Raw genomic sequence first — 17,127 nt, 5'->3', positions numbered from 1 at the left:
GGACTTTAAGGTTATAAAACGTTATTTCGGCAAGCCTGAATTCATCAGAAAATGGAAGTATTCGTAATCTCCCTGACTGTGATTGAAGCGCTAAATATCGCTCAGTGTAAAGATTAATCAGAGGGGGTGAACTACCGTGATCACGATCGAGGAGGCGCTTTGCGTATTGGATCGAGTGCTAAAGCAAGATCGCTTGACTCATCTGCAAGAAGTAGTGTTCCGATGTGCTTGGGAGGGTCTGACTTATGAACAGATTGCGACGGCTGAGGACTACGATCCGGATTACATCAAGTTAGTTGGCGCTCAATTGTGGCAGCTTCTATCCGAGCGTTTGGGGCAACGAGTGACCAAAAGCAATTTCCGCGTTGCGCTGCGCCAATGTGCCCAAATGCAGCAAACAGAAATTCGATCGCTGGAGCTTTCCCATGCGTTAGTAGATTGGGGCGAGGCAGTTGATGTTTCGGGATTTTGCGGTCGTGCTCAAGAGCTAGAAGACCTCGATCGTGCCTTAACCGAGGAACAGTGTCGATTCGTGACGATTTTGGGCATGGGCGGCATTGGGAAAACGGCTCTGTCTGTGAAATTGGCGCAGCAGGTACAAGCAAAGTTTGAAGCGGTGATTTGGCGATCGCTGCAAGATGCACCACCCCTCGATGTGATTTTGTCGGATTGGATTCCATTTCTATCGCGGCAACAAGAAACCGAGCTACCCGATACCGTTGATGGAAAACTGGCTCGATTGATGTATTACTTGCGATCGTCGCGCTGTCTCCTCATCCTCGATAACGTTGAATCTATTTTAGAGAGCGGCGATCGGGCTGGACATTACCCGATCGGGTATGAATGTTATGGAGAGTTGTTTCGCCGCATCGGGGAAACGGTGCATCAAAGTTGTCTCGTGTTAACCAGCCGCGAGAGGCCGAAAGAAGTCGCGGCACTCGAAGGGCAGTTTGTGCGATCGTTTCGCTTGGAGGGTTTGAATCCAACAGAAGCAGGAGAATTTCTCAAGCCAAAACAGCTAGAAGCGAGTTCAACCACATTTACACGATTCATCAATCTTTATAGCGGCAATCCATTGGCGCTGAAAATCGCGGCTTCGACGATTCAAGATTTGTTTGATAGCGATGTGAGCGAGTTTCTGACGCAAGGGACAACTGTGTTTGGTGGAATCTCGGACTTGTTAGATGAACAGTTCGATCGCCTATCGCATCTCGAACAGCAGATTATGTACTGGATTGCAATTAATCGCGATGGAACTTCGCTGTCTGAGTTAGCTGAAGATCTAGTTCCGCCGATTCCCAAACGACAGTTAATCGAAGCCTTAGCATCTTTGGCGCGAAGACCCATTGTTGAAAAACGCGGCGCGAAATTTACGCAGCAGCCTGTCGTGATGGAATATGTGATTGATCGATTGATCGATCGCGTGTTTCAAGAACTATGTTCTGAGACGTTTGAACTCTTGATATCTCATGCTTTGGTCAAAGCAACCGTTGAAGATCATATCCGCGATCGTCAAACTCGGATGATCATGCAGCCCTTGGTCGATCGTTTGACTGCTCCGACCCATTGCCCAACAGATTTAGAACAAAAGTTTAGGTCTGTCTTGGTCAAGCTTCAACAACAGCTAGGATGTGCCCCTGGATACGCAGCAGGTAACATTCTCAATTTATTGTGCTGTCTCAGAGCGGATTTGACTGGGTATGACTTTTCGGGTTTGGCAGTGTGGCAAGCGCAGCTACAGGGCGTGAACTTACATCACGTCAATTTTACGAATGCAGAGCTAAAGAAATCCGTCTTTTCAGAAACTTTAGGGAATGTTTGGTCAGTTGCATTTAGTCCCGATGGTACAACCTTAGCTGCAAGCGATACGGCTGGGGCAATTCATCTGTGGAATGTTCTAGAGCGGCAAAAGATACTAACCTGTGATGGGCATCAACATTGGGTCTGTGAGATTGCTTTTAGTCCAGAGGGGGATTTGATTGTCTCAGCAAGTGGAGATAATACCGTCAAAATTTGGAGTACCAAAACAGGCGAATGTTGGCGAACGCTGAGCGATCATCAAGATTGGGTCATTTCGATCGCTGTTTCTCCCACCGCTCCAATTCTTGCGAGCAGCAGCGCCGATCGCACAATTCGGCTTTGGGATCTCTACACCGGAAAACTGATCCGAGTGCTAGAAGGACATCAGCACTGGATTTGTAAGGTTGCGTTTAGTCCAGATGGTCGAATGTTAGCGAGTGGTAGTGACGATCGCACAATTAAACTCTGGAGCGTAGAGACTGGAGAATGCCTAAAAACTATTGAAGGACATACAAACACAGTGAGGGGTGTTACCTTTAGTCCCGATGGAACAATGCTAGCATCGGGCAGCGAGGATGCAACTATCAAGCTTTGGGACATTCAAACTGCAAGCTGTGTTAGAACCTTAACCGGACATTTAGATCAAGTTCGATGTGTGAACTTTAGCCCAGATGGGCAACTGATACTCAGTAGTAGCTTTGATCAAACGATTAAGCTTTGGGATCGATCGACCGGACAATGCTTAAGAACATTGCATCAGCATCGGGGAGTAGTACGATCGGCTGTGTTTAGTCCCACTGGAAACATGATTGCGAGTGGTAGCGCTGATCAGTCTGTTCGACTTTGGCACACGCAAACCGGAGAATGTTGTAAAACCCTCCAAGGCTATACCAACTTTGTCTTATCGGTTGAGTTTAGCTTTGATGATCAATTTCTAGCCAGCACAAGCACAGATCAAACCGTTAATCTTTGGGATGTTGCTTCTGGAGCTTGTATCAGTAGCTTTTACGGACATGAAAACTGGGTTTGGACAGTTAAATTTAGTCCAGATGATCAATTGCTTGCGAGTGGTGGCTTTGATCACACGGTTCGAGTGTGGAGTCGATCGACTAATCAATGCTTGAAAGTGCTACGCGGACATACCAATTGGGTGTGGTCGGTGGCATTCAGTCCGAATGGAACAACGCTTGCCAGTGGTAGCTTTGATCAAACCATTCGCCTCTGGAATCCTCATACGGGCGAGTGTTTGCAGATTCTTGCGGCTCAAAGTCGAATTTGGTCGATCGCTTATAGTCCTGATGGTGAGTTCCTAGCAAGCGGTGAAGAAAATCATTTGATTCATCTTTGGAATCCGCATACAGGTCAATGTTTGAGAACCTTACAAGGACATACCAGTCGAGTGATGTCTGTTGTTTTTAGTTCGGACGGAAAACGGTTAGTTAGTGGTAGCGAAGATGGAAGCGTGAGGATTTGGGATCTGAAATCGGGACAGTGTGAAATGGTGTTTCGGGATAGTGATCGAATCCTATCTATTGCGGTTTCTCCAAGCGGCGATCGCGTTGTCAGCGCCGGAATTGATCAAACGGTAAAAGTATGGAATCTCCAAACCGGGGAGTGTGAAATTTTACAGGGGCATCGCGATCGGATTTGGTCGGTGAAATTTAACGGAGATGGCTCAAGAATTGCCAGTGGAAGCGAAGACCAAACAGTCCGGTTGTGGAATGTTGAAACCGGAGAATGCGTGAAAGTATTACAGAAACCACAGCCTTACAACGGTGCGAATATCACAAATGTTAGCGGAATTACGAATGCCCAGAAAACTACATTGAAAGCGTTAGGAGCAATAGAGGAGAATATCTGTAGGTTTTGAGGATTTGATATGAATGTCCCCGACGATCGCCAATACGCTCCTGCCACTCAACGAAATCGCGAACCAATTTTAGAAGTTCTACTTGAGGTTTTGCCCCCCTCTGGAACGGTACTAGAAATCTCTAGTGGCACCGGAGAACACGCGGTCTTCTTTGCACCTCGCTTAGCGCCTCGAAAATGGCAACCTTCTGATCCAAACCCGATCGCTCGTGCCAGTATTTCTGCATGGCGTAAGTTTGAGCCTGCCGAGAACTTAGAAGCACCAATTAACATTGATGCTCGTGATGCGGTTTGGAGCGTCGAACAGCAGCAATTATCTGAGCCAGTTCGGGCGATCGTCAATATCAATATGATTCACATTTCACCTTGGTCAGCGTGTTTAGGGCTAATGGCAGGAGCAAATCGAATTCTTCAATCTGGTGGAATCTTGTATTTGTATGGCCCTTACAAGCAAGAAGGGAAACATACTGCACCGAGCAATGAGATGTTTGATGAAAGCTTACAGCTACAAAATCCAGAATGGGGTGTGAGAAATTTAGAAGATGTGGTTAATGTAGCTAAGAGTCAAGATTTAGGATTACTCAAAGTGGTGGCGATGCCTGCCAACAATCTATCAGTCGTGTTTCAGAAACAGTGATTAATTTAATCGCTACTCTGTTGAAGCCTGACTGATGCCGTTCTGCCACAGTTCATGTTCACTAATATCAATTTCATCATTCCACATCAGCCCATACCCATCTATATCAACCTTAAAGTGCTTGAAGAAGTGAGGATTTTTTAATGGCTTGAACATTGGCTTCTCTAACAGCTTAGAGATGTCATAATGCTTGACTTCGTGATTGGAGAATTTAATCGACAAAGTATGATCGTCGATCGCTTGAGCAGAGACAATCTTCGGAGACTTCATTGAGCAAACTCCATCTATTTCAAGGGTGGGAGCTTACGAAACTCCTGGTCATTCCACATCTGTATCAAGTCTTGCTGATAGAGAGTAGCCCATTCGATCGCTAATTTTTCAGCCCGATTTGGCAAGTCTCCTTCAATCACCTCCAAAGATTCAATACTAATCAAAGCATTATATTCTCCATAAATCGCATGAAAATGCGGTGGTGGATGATCGCCAAAGAACACCTTAATAATGATTCCATAAAATCTTGTGATCTCTGGCATCAATTCTCACCCTAAAACTGACCTTCGATCGCCGGGACACATCGTTCACACAACAATGGATGTTCTTTCGATTCGCCCACATGAGTGGAATAGTTCCAGCAGCGATCGCACTTTCCACCGTCAGCATTCACTACACCAATTCCTAATGCTTCGGTTTGACTGGTGTATTTTGCTTCAGTCAGTCGATCGCTTAAATCTACTAACTCAACCTGCGAAGTAATGAATAGATACCGCAGTTCATCCACGCGATTTCCGCTCAGACTATCAGATGGATTGAATGACTGAAGTTGCGATCGTAAATCTGAATCCGCGACAAACAGCAGTAACTTCGCTTCGAGAGAAGAACCAATTGCTTTAGCGGTTCGCGCTTGTTCCAGCACTTTGTTGGCTTCGGCACGAAGTTCACGTAACTGCTCCCAACGCTGGGCTAACTCTGGATTTCGCCATTGATCCTCAAGCTTAGTCCAACCCGCCTCAAACACCGATTTATAAGATGTTTTGTACGGGAGATACTGCCAGATATCTTCTGCCATGTGTGAGAGAACAGGCGCGATCGCTTTCGCTAAGTTCTCAAGCGCGATCGCTAACACCGTCTGACAACTCCGACGGCGCTCTGCATTGAGTGAACTGATGTACAGCCGATCTTTTGCAATGTCGAGATAGAAGTTAGACAAATCTACAGCACAGAAGTTCTGCACGGTTTGGAAGAATCGGAAGAACTGATAAGTTTCAAACGAGTCTTGGATCTCGTCGAATACTTCAGTAATGCGATGCAGCATATAGCGATCGAGTTCCGGTAATTTCTCATATGCAACTGCATCTTTCTCCGGATCAAAGTCGTGTAAGTTCCCCAATAGAAATCTCGCGGTGTTGCGGATTTTGCGGTACACATCCGACATTTGCTTCAGGATGTTTTTACCGATCGGTACATCATTGGTGTAATCCACAGAAGACACCCACAACCGTAAGATATCCGCACCATAAGGCGGCTCTTGCTGTTGGTTTTTGCCGCCTTCAATCACCACCATCGGATCAACCACATTCCCCAAAGATTTACTTTGTTTGCGCCCTTGTTCATCCAACGTAAAACCATGCGTTAGCACAGTCTTATACGGTGCTTGTCCCTGAGTTGCAACACTGGTCAGCAAGCTCGATTGGAACCAACCGCGATGTTGATCTGATCCTTCAAGATATATATCAGCCGGATAGCGCAACTCTGGACGCTGTTCAACCACTGCTGCCCAAGATGATCCAGAATCAAACCAGACATCCATTGTGTCTGTGCCTTTGCGGTACTTTTTACCGTGATACTTCTCAGGTAAAAGCTCTTCGATCGACAATTCCCACCAAGCATCCGATCCTTTTTCAGCAATGATGGCTTGCACATGAGAAATCGTTTCTTCGTTCAATAACGGCTCTCCGGTTTCTTCGTCGTAAAACACCGGAATCGGAACGCCCCAACTGCGCTGACGGGAGATACACCAGTCCGATCGTTCAGCCACCATTGCCGTAATCCGATTCTCGCCTTGTGCTGGAATCCACTCTACCTCGGCGATCGCTTTTAATGCCTCCTCTCGGAAGCCTTCAACTGACGCAAACCATTGTTCAGTGGCGCGGAAGATCGTCGGCTTTTTCGTGCGCCAATCATACGGATATTTATGCTGATACGGTTCTTCTTTCAGAAGCGATCGTGCTTCTTTTAGGGCTTCGATCACCGCAGGATTTCCATCGCCCAATACGTTTAAGCCCTGAAACTGCCCCGCTTCCTCGGTAAAGTCGCCATTGTCATCAACCGGAGACAGAATCGGCAATCCATAACGCTGTCCCACTAGATAGTCATCTTGACCATGACCGGGAGCCGTATGAACTAAACCTGTACCCGATTCAGTCGTGACATAATCGCCGCCAATCACGATTTCGCTGGTGCGATCGAACAAAGGATGACGATAAGTACAATGCTCTAACAATCGTCCCATCATCGTCGCTTTGACTTCCAGCGTTGTACCGAGAACTTCCGATAAGCGATCGACTAAATCCTTTGCAACAATCAAATACTTAAATCGTCCAGGCGCATCCTCCCCAACTTCCACCACGGCATAAACTAATTCCGGGTTCACACTCACCGCTAAGTTTGCCGGAATTGTCCAAGGAGTCGTTGTCCAGATCGCTACACCTAATTCACCCAAGAACGGATCAAGCGGCATCTGCAACTCTTTCGACAAGTTCAGCACTTCAAATGCTGCATACAAGCTTCTTGAAGTATGACCTTCTGGATATTCGAGTTCCGCTTCTGCCAGTGCCGTTTTAGAACTCGGACTCCAGTGAACAGGCTTCAATCCGCGATAGATATAGCCCTTCAGTACCATCTGCCCAAACACACCGATTTGAGCCGCTTCGTATTCAGGCTTTAGCGTTAAATAAGGATGCTCCCAATCGCCCCACACGCCGTAGCGCTTAAAGCTGGCGGATTGTTGAGCAACCGTATCCAATGCAAAATCTCGCGCTTTTTGCCGCAAAGTGAGCGGAGTCAGTTGGCGACGTTCTTCGGGCTTGAGAGTTTGCAGGACTTTAAGTTCGATCGGTAAACCATGACAATCCCATCCCGGCACAAATCGAACTTTGCGTCCTTTCAGTAACTGATACTTATTAATCGTATCTTTGAGAATTTTATTCATTGCGTGACCGATATGCAGCGCTCCGTTTGCATAGGGCGGCCCGTCATGCAGAATAAACAATTCGCCTGGATTCTCTTGCGACAGGTGTTCGTAAATTTGCTGCTCTGCCCAGAATTTTTGCAGTTCGGGTTCACGTTTGACGGCGTTCGCACGCATATCGAACTTCGTCTGGGGCAGGTTCACGCTGTTTTTGTAGGAACCGGGTTCTGTCGCAGTCATAAGATAAAGGGCAAAAATCACATATCCGTCTATTCTGTCAGGAATTTTGCCACTGTGGAGATGAAAGCGCGATTTGTTTTACGTCTCTGGGAGTTTGAATACGTCAGAGTTAAGAAGATTCTGAAAAAGAAAATTGCAGGCGGAATTGAGTCAAGGGAAGCGATCGCTCCCCCTTATATCTCACCCCTTAACCCTGTTCCTCTTTCTCATGCATAAAGCGTTCAATATCTGCCAGCGCCTGTTCAAAATCGATCGCTAAATTCGGTGCTTCTGAAGCGAGATGAGATTCAGGAGTGCAAAGCGTGTTTTCTAGCTTATTCAGCGACTCAGCAAAAGCTTGAGCGGCGGCGCGACGCAATTCTCGCTGTTGACGATCCATAAGGTTCACTCCTAATCAGTATGAGAGATTAGCCCGAAAGCCATATGCACGATTTTTAGGGTAGCTGCGCTCAGATCAGGATGCCCAATTTTAGATGAAAGCGTTTCATGACCGATTTGGCAGTTTATATTGTCGAAGCGACGCTTCACGGATGAGAATAGATAGGCATTGAGAACGGGAGAGAACTGTGGCTTACGATTATGATTTGGTAATTGTCGGCGCGGGCGTTGGAGGTCATGGAGCGGCACTCCACGCCGTTGATTGTGGTTTGAAGACTGCAATTATCGAAGCCGCTGATATGGGCGGAACCTGCGTGAATCGGGGCTGCATTCCTTCTAAAGCGCTACTTGCAGCCTCCGGGCGAGTCCGAGAATTGCAAAATGCCCATCATTTGAAATCGTTGGGGATTGAAGTCGGGGATGTGGCATTTGATCGAGCCGCGATCGCCAATCACGCACAAGCGATCGTCACTAAGCAGCGCGAAGGCTTGATCGGCAGCATGAAGCGTCTAGGCGTTGAAATCATTCACGGACGCGCAAGAGTTTCAGGCAGCCAAAAATTAATCATCTCAACGCCAGAAGGCGAAAAGACGATCACGGCAAAAGACATTATTTTGGCTCCGGGATCAATTCCGTTTGTGCCGCCGGGAGTGCAGACTGACGGCAAAACCGTTTTCACCAGCGACGATGCGATTAAATTAGAATCGTTGCCGCCCTGGGTGGCGATCGTTGGTAGCGGCTATATTGGCTTAGAATTCTCGGATGTTTACACGGCGCTCGGCTGCGAAGTCACGATGATCGAAGGACTCGATCAATTGATGCCAGGATTTGATCCCGATATCGCAAAACTGGCGCAAAGAATTCTAATCACGCCTCGCGATATCGAAACAAAGGTCGGGGTGTTTGCGGCGAAAGTGACTCCGGGATCTCCAGTGACGATCGAGCTAATCGATGCCAAAACAAAAGAATTGGTCGAAGTCCTAGAAGTCGATGCTTGTCTGGTTGCAGCAGGTCGCGTTCCGTTTGCCAAAGAGTTGGGACTCGAAACCGTCAACGTAGAACTTGATCGCGGGTTTATTCCGGTCAACGATCAGATGCAAGTGTTGTCTGAGGGTCAACCGGTACCGCATTTGTGGGCGATCGGGGACGCAACCGGAAAAATGATGCTGGCTCATGCAGCTTCGGCTCAGGGCGTGATTGCGATCGAGAATATGTGTGGTCGCAAGCGTGAAATCGATTACCGCAGTATTCCCGCTGCCGCCTTTACTCATCCTGAAATCAGCTTTGTAGGCATGACCGAGCCGCAAGCAAAGGAATTAGGGAAAAAAGAAGGCTTTGAAGTCGCAGTGGTGCGGACTTACTTTAAAGGAAACGCGAAAGCGCTGGCTGAGGCGGAATCTGAAGGAATTGCAAAGATCGTTTACCGTAAAGATACCGGAGAAGTGTTAGGCGCACACATCATCGGGATGCACGCGGCAGATTTGATTCAAGAAGCAGCGAATGCGATCGCCAAACGAGAATCAGTGCGATCGTTGGCGTTCTTGGTTCACACGCATCCGACGCTTTCGGAAATTTTGGATGAAGCGTACAAACGGGCAGCGGTGCATTCTTAGTCGGATCGCTTCGTTTCAGTTCGTTGAAGCCCCCTAAATCCCCCACCCTAAATCCCCCACAAGTGGGGGACTTTGAATATTTGCCTGAGTCTCGCAAATGAAAAATTTAGGGGGCAAACTCCAACCAAAGTAAATTCATTCCCTCACCCTATCCGTAACTCAATGGAAATCCGTCGTCGTTGTCCGAATCCTGCTGTTTCTGTTCAAGAACTGCGCTATCAAGCCAAAGTTCCAGACAGCGCCCCTCGCAACATTTTGGAAGAAATCGTCTGGCATAAGGAAACCGAAGTCGATCAACTGCGGGAAAAAATGCCGCTGATCGAACTCCAGAGCAAAGTTAAAGATCTCCCTGCTCCTAAAGATTTCTTAGCCGCACTCAAAAACAGCAAAACTAAGCCTGCTGTGATCGCAGAAGTCAAAAAAGCATCACCGAGTAAAGGAGTGATTCGCGAAGACTTTGACCCGGAGACGATCGCACAAGCCTATCAATCCGGTGGTGCAACCTGTCTTTCTGTCTTAACCGATGCTCAATTCTTTCAAGGTAGTTTTGAGAATCTGGCAAAAATTCGTGCGATCGTCGATCTTCCGTTATTGTGCAAAGACTTTATCGTTTATCCCTATCAGATGTATTGGGCGAGATTACACGGAGCGGATGCCGTTCTGTTGATTGCTGCAATTCTCTCGGATAAGGATTTGCAGTATTTCCTCAAAATTGTGAAAGCGCTGGGGCTGACCGCCTTAATTGAAGTTCACACCCTCGAAGAACTCGATCGCGTTTTAGCGTCGGATGGCGTAACGCTCGTTGGCATCAATAATCGCAATCTGAAAAATTTTGAAGTCGATTTGCAAACGACTGAAGACATTTTGCGCGATCGTGCTTCGGTGCTGGCAGAAAAGGGGATCACGATCGTCAGCGAGTCTGGACTGTACACTTCAGCCGATTTGGCGCGAGTGGCGCGAGCGGGTGCGAGTGCGGTACTAATCGGAGAATCCATTGTCAAGCAACCCGCTCCCGGAGAGGCGCTAGCACAGCTTCTTGCCGGACTTGCTTAAGCCTTTGGGGGCTAAGGTTTGCTGCATTCAGCTTTTAGGTTAGAATCTGAAATCTCTTCTGATAGAGTTCGTGCAACCTGCCTCCTCTCGCTCTACACCATTATTCTCTGTAGGTTTTTCATGGAACCGATCCCCCTACCATCGCACATTCACTACGAGTTATTGTTGCAACTGTTAGAGCGTCAGACTCTGTTTGCAGTCGGAGGGCGACAACGAGAGCAAGTTCAGCAGCTAATCGTCGCGCTCCGTAAGGCACTCTCGCAGCAAAAACAGCTTGAAGGCGAATTAGAGCGATTAAACCTGCCGATCGAGTATCGCTGGTCACTCAATAGTGTTCAGATGCCGACCGCCCCCCTGCCGCAAGAGCCAAAACTTTAAGCTACGGAGGCGCAAATCTTAGACTGCGTGTAACTTTATGATCGAACTTGTGGGAGGTTCGAGCAGTGTCAGAACCGGAGCAACTCAGTTTGAGCTTCGAGGAGAAGTCGTCTGTTTCGGACTTGATAGAGCAAGTTCAAGCGCAGCAACGGCGAATTCGGGATTTAGAGCAGGCGCTAGATCAATCGATCGCGAGTCTGGAGGATCTGCGATCGCAGGTCGTCAATCAACATTTTCTAGAACGTCAACTAGCTTCGACCGAGGAAATCGCCAATGTGCAGCAGCAAGCAATTCACCAGCTAAAGCTGCAATTTTCTCAGCAAAAAGCTGAACTCGAACATAAGATTCAACAGGCACAGCAGCGAGAGCGTGATTATCAAAGCCTTCTAGCTGCGGCTGAAGCACGCCAACAAGCAGAGTTAACGGATGTGCAGCCGTTTGAAATCGAGCAACAACTCCAAGTGCTGCAAACCGATCTGCAACTGCGACGGCAGCAACTCCAAGATCTTGAATCCGAAAAGCAAGAATCCCACACTCGCAGGATTGAGCTAGAAGCGCAAGTCGAAGCACTAGAAGCGCGAATTGCGCGTCACATGACCACACAAGCGCTGCTGCAACAGGTTTGCCAGGAACTCGAAGTCGATCGCGAACAAAGTCAAGGCCGGATCACCGAGCTAGAAAGCCAAGCAGCAGAGATGCAAGAACAAATCCTCAGTCAAGCCCAACAAGCGAGCGAGTACGAAACCGCCATTCAGCACTGGAAAACTCGCTTTCACGGACTACACGAAATTGCGATCGCGCTCAAACAAGCGTTGACCGATCAAGATCTTCCACCGGAGATTAAAACAGTTTTAGACGAGATTGATACAACACCGCCACCAGATCTTAAATCGACGACGCGATCGAATTCGTTCAAGCCGGAGAGCGACATTCCCGAATTTCTAGTTCGTCGCCGCACTTATCGCACTCGCAAAAGTTAGAGCGCAGCGACGATCGCATCTCCGATCGCCTGACATCCCACTAACCTTTTGCCCTCGGACATGATATCTCCGGTACGATATCCCTGATCCAGAACCTTGAGAACAGCCTGTTCAATCTGCGTTGCTGCTTCAGCTTGATCGAAACTGTAGCGAAGCATCATTGCTGCGCTTAGAACTTGCGCCAACGGATTGGCTTTGTCTTGTCCCGCAATGTCTGGGGCGGAGCCGTGAACAGGTTCGTAAACGCCGGGATTCGATGCCCCTAAACTCGCAGAAGGCAGCATTCCAATACTTCCGGTTAGCATTGCAGCCGCATCAGAGAGGATATCACCGAAGAGATTGCTGGTGACGATCGTATCAAACTGCTTCGGAGCGCGAACTAACTGCATCGCAGCGTTATCCACATACAAGTGCGTCAGTTCAACATCGGGATATTCTGCCGAAAGTGCAATCATCCGATCGCGCCAAAACTGTGAGACTTCTAGCACGTTTGCTTTATCGACTGAGCAAAGCCGTTTCGATCGTTTCTGGGCAGTTTCAAATGCCACGCGACCGATGCGATCAATTTCTGATTCGGTGTATGCCATCGTATTCACACCACGCTTTTCGCCTGTTTCTGTCGTAAAGATTCCGCGGGGTTGACCGAAATAAATCCCACCCGTTAATTCCCGCACAACCATAATGTCGACTCCTTCCACGACTTCACGCTTGAGCGTTGAGGCATCGACTAATTGAGGCAAAATCGTTGCAGGGCGAAGATTTGCAAAAAGCTGTAGGCCTGATCGCAGTCCCAACAATCCAGTTTCAGGGCGCAAATGACGCGGCAGGGAATCCCATTTGTACCCCCCGATCGCAGCAAGTAAGACCGCATCGCTTTGTTTACAGGTTTCGAGCGTTGCCGCAGGAAGCGGTTCACCCGTCGCATCGATCGCGGCACCCCCAATCAGCGCTTCTTGAAACTCGAAATCGAGCGCAAACTTCTCGCTGACGGTTTTGAGAACGCGAACGGCAACTGCCATAATCTCAGGCCCAATGCCGTCACCGGGAAGAAGTGTGATGCGATACTGTTGGCTCATAGCGCTTTACGATGCTGAAGACTGCGGAAAGTATCATATCGCAATGCTTTCCCTAAAATGAAGGAATTGTTCTGGTTCTGATCAAAATCAGCATTGCCAAAGATTTACGCCCTGATTCGCGAAATGGCGATCGTTAAAGCGATCGTCTTTGTAATCAATCTGGCGGTGTTTGCTTATCTGAAGAAGACTTTTCCGAGGCATCGGTCTTCCATGGATTCTTAGTTCCCATTTCAGTGAATGCAGAAAAGACTAAGTACAGAATCAATAAGCCTGCACTCAGAAGAAATGAAACAATCTCATCATTCATGCTAGATATCCCCGCGCCACTTTGGCTTCGGCGGTTCCGTTTGCGCTAGGAGTTTACCTTGAGAAATGACATACCGCACAGTAGCGCGTCGGCGAATAGCATCGTATCGATCGATCGCATCCAGCACAATCAAATTCGCAGGCTTACCCACTTCAACCCCATAATGATCTTGAACATTCAAGGTTTTCGCCCCGCCCCAAGTCACCATGTTATAACAAGCATCAATCTCAGTTGTTCCAGTCATTTGACACACATGAATCGCCATAGATGCCACATCGAGCATATTGCCTGTACCGAGCGAGTACCAGGGATCTTGAACGCAATCATGCCCTAAGCTCACATTCATTCCTTGCTGCCACAGTTCTTTCACTCGCGTCACGCCGCGCCGCTTGGGATAAGTATCTGTCCGACCTTGCAGCGTAATGTTGATCAAGGGATTCGCGATGAAATTAAGCTGGGTGCGCTTGAGAAATCCCAGCAGCTTGAACGCATAAGCATTGTTATAAGAGCCGAATGCAGTCGTATGACTAGCAGTGACTTTCGACCCCATTTCAGTACGAATGGCACAGGCAGCGACCACTTCTAGAAATCGAGATTGATCGTCATCGATTTCATCACAGTGAATATCGATTAAGCGATCGTACTTCTCTGCCAGTTCAAAGATGCGATTGACCGATCGCACTCCATCCTCGCGTGTCAGTTCATAGTGGGGAATGCCGCCAACCACATCCGCTCCCAACCGCATCGCTTCTTCCATTAATTCATCGTTCTTTGCGCCGCCGTAAATTCCATCCTGCGGAAACGCGACGACTTGCAGCGTCATCCAATCTTTCACTTCTTCACGCACTTCGAGCAACGCTTTCAGCGCGGTTAAGCTTTGCTCACTTACATCCGCGTGACTCCGCACAAAAAGAACCCCCTGCAACGCCTGCTGTTTCAGCGTCTCGATCGCTCTTTGTTTCACGTCTTCCAGCGAGAGATCTTGCTTGCGGTCTCGCCAAATCTCGATACCCTCAAACAGACTCCCGCTCTGGTTCCAGCGCGGTTCCCCTGCCGTGAGTGCAGAGTCTAAGTGAATATGCGATTCGACAAACGGAGGGCTGACTAGATAGCCTTGGATTTCTAGTTCTATCTCCGCTGTTGCATCGAGGTGAGGGGCAATCTCAACAATCTCTCCCGCCTGAATCGCAATATCCACCCGTTCAGAAACATCAGGAGCGCGAAGGAGTTGACAGTCACGCAGCAGAAGGTCATAGTTCGGCATAATCCAGCACCGCAAAGATCTCATCGCCCACTCTAACGGATTCGAGTACGTTTCCGTGTGCCGGAGGCATCGCGCTCAAAGGTGCCAAATTGTGCAAATTTTAGAAACTCGGTTGTTAGCTTCTTTTATCGATGCGTAATCTGCGTTCCCAAGCTGATGTAGCGCTAACAACTTGCGTTCTAAATTTTTAACACGCTTGATCCATCAAGGGTTCAAGCCAAGGTTGAAACTGATCTCGTCGGAAAATCTGAGCGCGACGGTGAGAGTCAAACCGGACAAGGCTCGGTAATCCATATTGTCGAACGCATTCTTTAATCCAGGAAGCCACACCTTGATTGACTTCGGGGGCCATTTCCGCCTGGAAGAATCCGTACATTAGCACCAGTTGACTGTGAGAGAAGAGTGGAGCGTCTTGTTCAATCAACCGAGTCAGGGTCGTTCGGGGTGCGTCTTCGCGGTAGCGGTGATTAGAGCGATAGTCTTTTTGAGGTTTTTGAGACATTTTGTGAGGCATATAACTCCTTACGATCGAATATAAAAAATTGCCAAACGACTCCTTCCGAGCAAAAACCAGGTCGAGAAGAGAGTCAGTTGGCTGATGAGTAGATGCAATTTCGTCAAGATGTAAAACTTTCTAACTTGATAATATTCGCTTTTATAAAAAACTGCAAAGGTTTACAGATCTATATCGATTTTTTGTCGTTTTGGGTACGAAAGTATGTTATCCAAGAAGATGAGAAGTTCTGTGAAGAATTGCACGATCGCGTCCTCTCTGGTAGTTACACTACAAAGCTTGGCAACGAATCTGATAATTTAACTTGTGAATATATTCAGCCAAGGGTGAACAATGACGGTCGAATTTAGGGCAGGTCTGGAAGGTATTCCTGCAACTCAGTCCAGCATAAGTTTTGTCGATGGGCAGAAAGGGATTCTGGAGTATCGCGGCATTCCGATTCAGGAATTGGCGATGCAGCCTGGAAATACGTTTCTAGAAACCGCCTATCTTCTGATTTGGAACGAACTGCCGAATCGGGAAACCTTGGCAGAGTTTGAACACGAAATTCAGTATCATCGCCGCTTGAAGTACCGCATTCGCGACATGATGAAGTGCTTTCCAGAAAGCGGACACCCGATGGATGCGCTGCAAGCTTGTGCTGCTGCTTTAGGTCTCTTCTACTCAAAGCGGGCGCTCGATAATCCAAGTTATATTCGAGCAGCGGTCGTGCGGATTCTGGCCAAGATTCCGACGATGGTCGCTGCCTTTCAACTGATGCGAAAAGGAAATGATCCGGTACAGCCGCGTGACGACCTGAGCTATGCTGCAAACTTCCTGTATATGTTGAACGAGCAGGAGCCCGATCCCTTTGCAGCGCGGATTTTTGATATCAGCTTGACGCTTCATGCAGAACACACGATCAATGCGTCTACGTTTAGCGCGATGGTAACTGCTTCGACCCTGACTGACCCCTATGCGGTGATCGCCTCGGCAGTAGGAACTCTGGCAGGGCCGCTTCACGGTGGAGCCAGTGAAGAAGTGATCATGATGCTAGAAGAGATCGGTTCAGTTGAGAACGTCCGTCCATTTTTGGAAGATCGCCTAGAGCGCAAGGAAAAGATTATGGGCTTTGGGCATCGGGTTTACAAAGTCAAAGACCCTAGAGCCAACATTCTGCAACACCTAGCCGAGCAACTGTTTGAAAAGTTTGGTCAAGATAAGTATTACGATATTGCGGTCGAACTGGAGAGAGCCGTCGAAGAGCGACTAGGGCACAAGGGAATTTACCCGAACGTCGATTTTTACTCCGGTTTAGTGTATAGAAAGTTAGGCATCCCAACTGACTTATTTACGCCTGTGTTTGCGATTTCACGGGCTGCAGGCTGGTTGGCACACTGGAAAGAACAGTTAGCCGAAAACCGCATTTTCCGACCCACGCAGATTTACACTGGGCTGCACGGATCGCCTTATATTCCGATCGATCAGCGAACATGAAGTTTGCATAAATCGAAATGATGGGTCAGACCCCTCTTGTGGATTTGGCTAACCCTTGCAAGGATATCTACGTGACGATTTTCAGGAACTCCAGCCCTCAGGAATCTTGCTTCTGAGGGTTTCTTTCATGGAAGCTGAATTTATTACGGTCAATTTGAACGACAATAGAAGTGTGGGGCGGGGAGTAGGAAGTAGAGAGAAATACCCCACTTCCTACTCCCCGCAGTTAAGATTGATATAGAAGAATTGCGATCGTTCTTTAGATGAATATTCAGTTGAGTCAATCCGTCTCATTGGATACTTTGATAGCTCAAAACGCCATAAATTCGGGAGTTCGATGCGTTTCGGTTCCATC

14 protein-coding genes are annotated in these 17,127 nt (G+C 48.0%); 7 read left to right on the top strand and 7 right to left on the bottom strand.

All coding sequences use genetic code 11. From position 1 onward, the window contains the following. Nucleotides 1-136: 136 nt before the first annotated feature. Together H6F51_02295 and H6F51_02290 are read left to right on the top strand one after the other, a co-directional pair. Nucleotides 137-3,670 (top strand): hypothetical protein, encoded by a 3,534-nt coding sequence (locus tag H6F51_02295; GenBank protein ID MBD1821349.1) that lies wholly within the window; start codon nt 137-139, stop codon nt 3,668-3,670. Between the two features lie 9 nt (nt 3,671-3,679). Beyond that, nucleotides 3,680-4,306, top strand: a complete 627-nt coding sequence (locus H6F51_02290) for a DUF938 domain-containing protein (protein MBD1821348.1) — start codon at nt 3,680-3,682, stop codon at nt 4,304-4,306. Nucleotides 4,307-4,318: 12 nt separating this feature from the next. On the opposite strand, the gene H6F51_02285 is transcribed toward H6F51_02290, so the two are convergent. From H6F51_02285 to H6F51_02270, 4 genes are all read right to left on the bottom strand, one after another. Next, complete coding sequence (locus tag H6F51_02285; GenBank protein ID MBD1821347.1) at nt 4,319-4,576, bottom strand: DUF2442 domain-containing protein; 258 nt, start codon at nt 4,574-4,576, stop codon at nt 4,319-4,321. 14 nt (nt 4,577-4,590) lie between these two features. Next, nucleotides 4,591-4,839: a DUF4160 domain-containing protein gene (locus H6F51_02280; GenBank protein MBD1821346.1), complete on the bottom strand. Its 249-nt coding sequence runs from the start codon at nt 4,837-4,839 to the stop codon at nt 4,591-4,593. Between the two features lie 11 nt (nt 4,840-4,850). Beyond that, a complete protein-coding gene (ileS, locus tag H6F51_02275) occupies nt 4,851-7,733 on the bottom strand; it encodes an isoleucine--tRNA ligase (protein ID MBD1821345.1) in 2,883 nt (960 codons plus the stop codon). 187 nt (nt 7,734-7,920) lie between these two features. After that, entirely contained in the window at nt 7,921-8,112 is a 192-nt protein-coding gene (locus tag H6F51_02270; GenBank protein ID MBD1821344.1) for a hypothetical protein, read from the bottom strand. Between the two features lie 187 nt (nt 8,113-8,299). Between H6F51_02270 and lpdA the strand changes: the two genes are divergently transcribed. The 4 genes from lpdA to H6F51_02250 all read left to right on the top strand — a co-directional run bounded on the left by lpdA (nt 8,300) and on the right by H6F51_02250 (nt 12,135). Then, the gene (lpdA, locus tag H6F51_02265) at nt 8,300-9,724 is read left to right on the top strand and encodes a dihydrolipoyl dehydrogenase (GenBank protein ID MBD1821343.1); all 1,425 of its coding nucleotides are present in this window, start codon (nt 8,300-8,302) and stop codon (nt 9,722-9,724) included. A 162-nt stretch (nt 9,725-9,886) separates the two neighbouring features. Continuing rightward, nucleotides 9,887-10,777 carry an indole-3-glycerol phosphate synthase TrpC gene (trpC, locus tag H6F51_02260; GenBank protein MBD1821342.1) on the top strand — a complete coding sequence of 297 codons (891 nt, stop codon included), beginning with the start codon at nt 9,887-9,889 and terminating at the stop codon, nt 10,775-10,777. Nucleotides 10,778-10,897: 120 nt separating this feature from the next. Further along, nucleotides 10,898-11,155, top strand: a complete 258-nt coding sequence (locus H6F51_02255) for a DUF5340 family protein (GenBank protein ID MBD1821341.1) — start codon at nt 10,898-10,900, stop codon at nt 11,153-11,155. A 65-nt stretch (nt 11,156-11,220) separates the two neighbouring features. Further along, nucleotides 11,221-12,135, top strand: a complete 915-nt coding sequence (locus tag H6F51_02250; GenBank protein MBD1821340.1) for a hypothetical protein — start codon at nt 11,221-11,223, stop codon at nt 12,133-12,135. Here the strand turns inward: H6F51_02250 and leuB are convergent. From leuB to H6F51_02235, 3 genes are all read right to left on the bottom strand, one after another. Continuing rightward, the gene (gene leuB, locus H6F51_02245) at nt 12,132-13,211 is read right to left on the bottom strand and encodes a 3-isopropylmalate dehydrogenase (GenBank protein ID MBD1821339.1); all 1,080 of its coding nucleotides are present in this window, start codon (nt 13,209-13,211) and stop codon (nt 12,132-12,134) included. The genes H6F51_02250 and leuB overlap by 4 nt on opposite strands. A 308-nt stretch (nt 13,212-13,519) precedes the next feature. Continuing rightward, complete coding sequence (gene codA / locus H6F51_02240; protein ID MBD1821338.1) at nt 13,520-14,782, bottom strand: cytosine deaminase; 1,263 nt, start codon at nt 14,780-14,782, stop codon at nt 13,520-13,522. A gap of 187 nt (nt 14,783-14,969) precedes the next feature. Further along, a complete protein-coding gene (locus tag H6F51_02235) occupies nt 14,970-15,284 on the bottom strand; it encodes a hypothetical protein (protein MBD1821337.1) in 315 nt (104 codons plus the stop codon). A gap of 345 nt (nt 15,285-15,629) precedes the next feature. On the opposite strand from H6F51_02235, the gene H6F51_02230 reads away from it, so the two are divergent. Continuing rightward, the gene (locus H6F51_02230) at nt 15,630-16,772 is read left to right on the top strand and encodes a citrate synthase (protein ID MBD1821336.1); all 1,143 of its coding nucleotides are present in this window, start codon (nt 15,630-15,632) and stop codon (nt 16,770-16,772) included. Nucleotides 16,773-17,127 lie beyond the last annotated feature (355 nt).

The sequence above is a fragment of the Cyanobacteria bacterium FACHB-DQ100 genome, assembly GCA_014695195.1.
Classification (GTDB): Bacteria; Cyanobacteriota; Cyanobacteriia; order Leptolyngbyales; family Leptolyngbyaceae; genus Leptolyngbya.
Note: the sequence above shows the minus strand (reverse complement) of the source record. Positions and strands in the feature narration are given on the sequence as shown.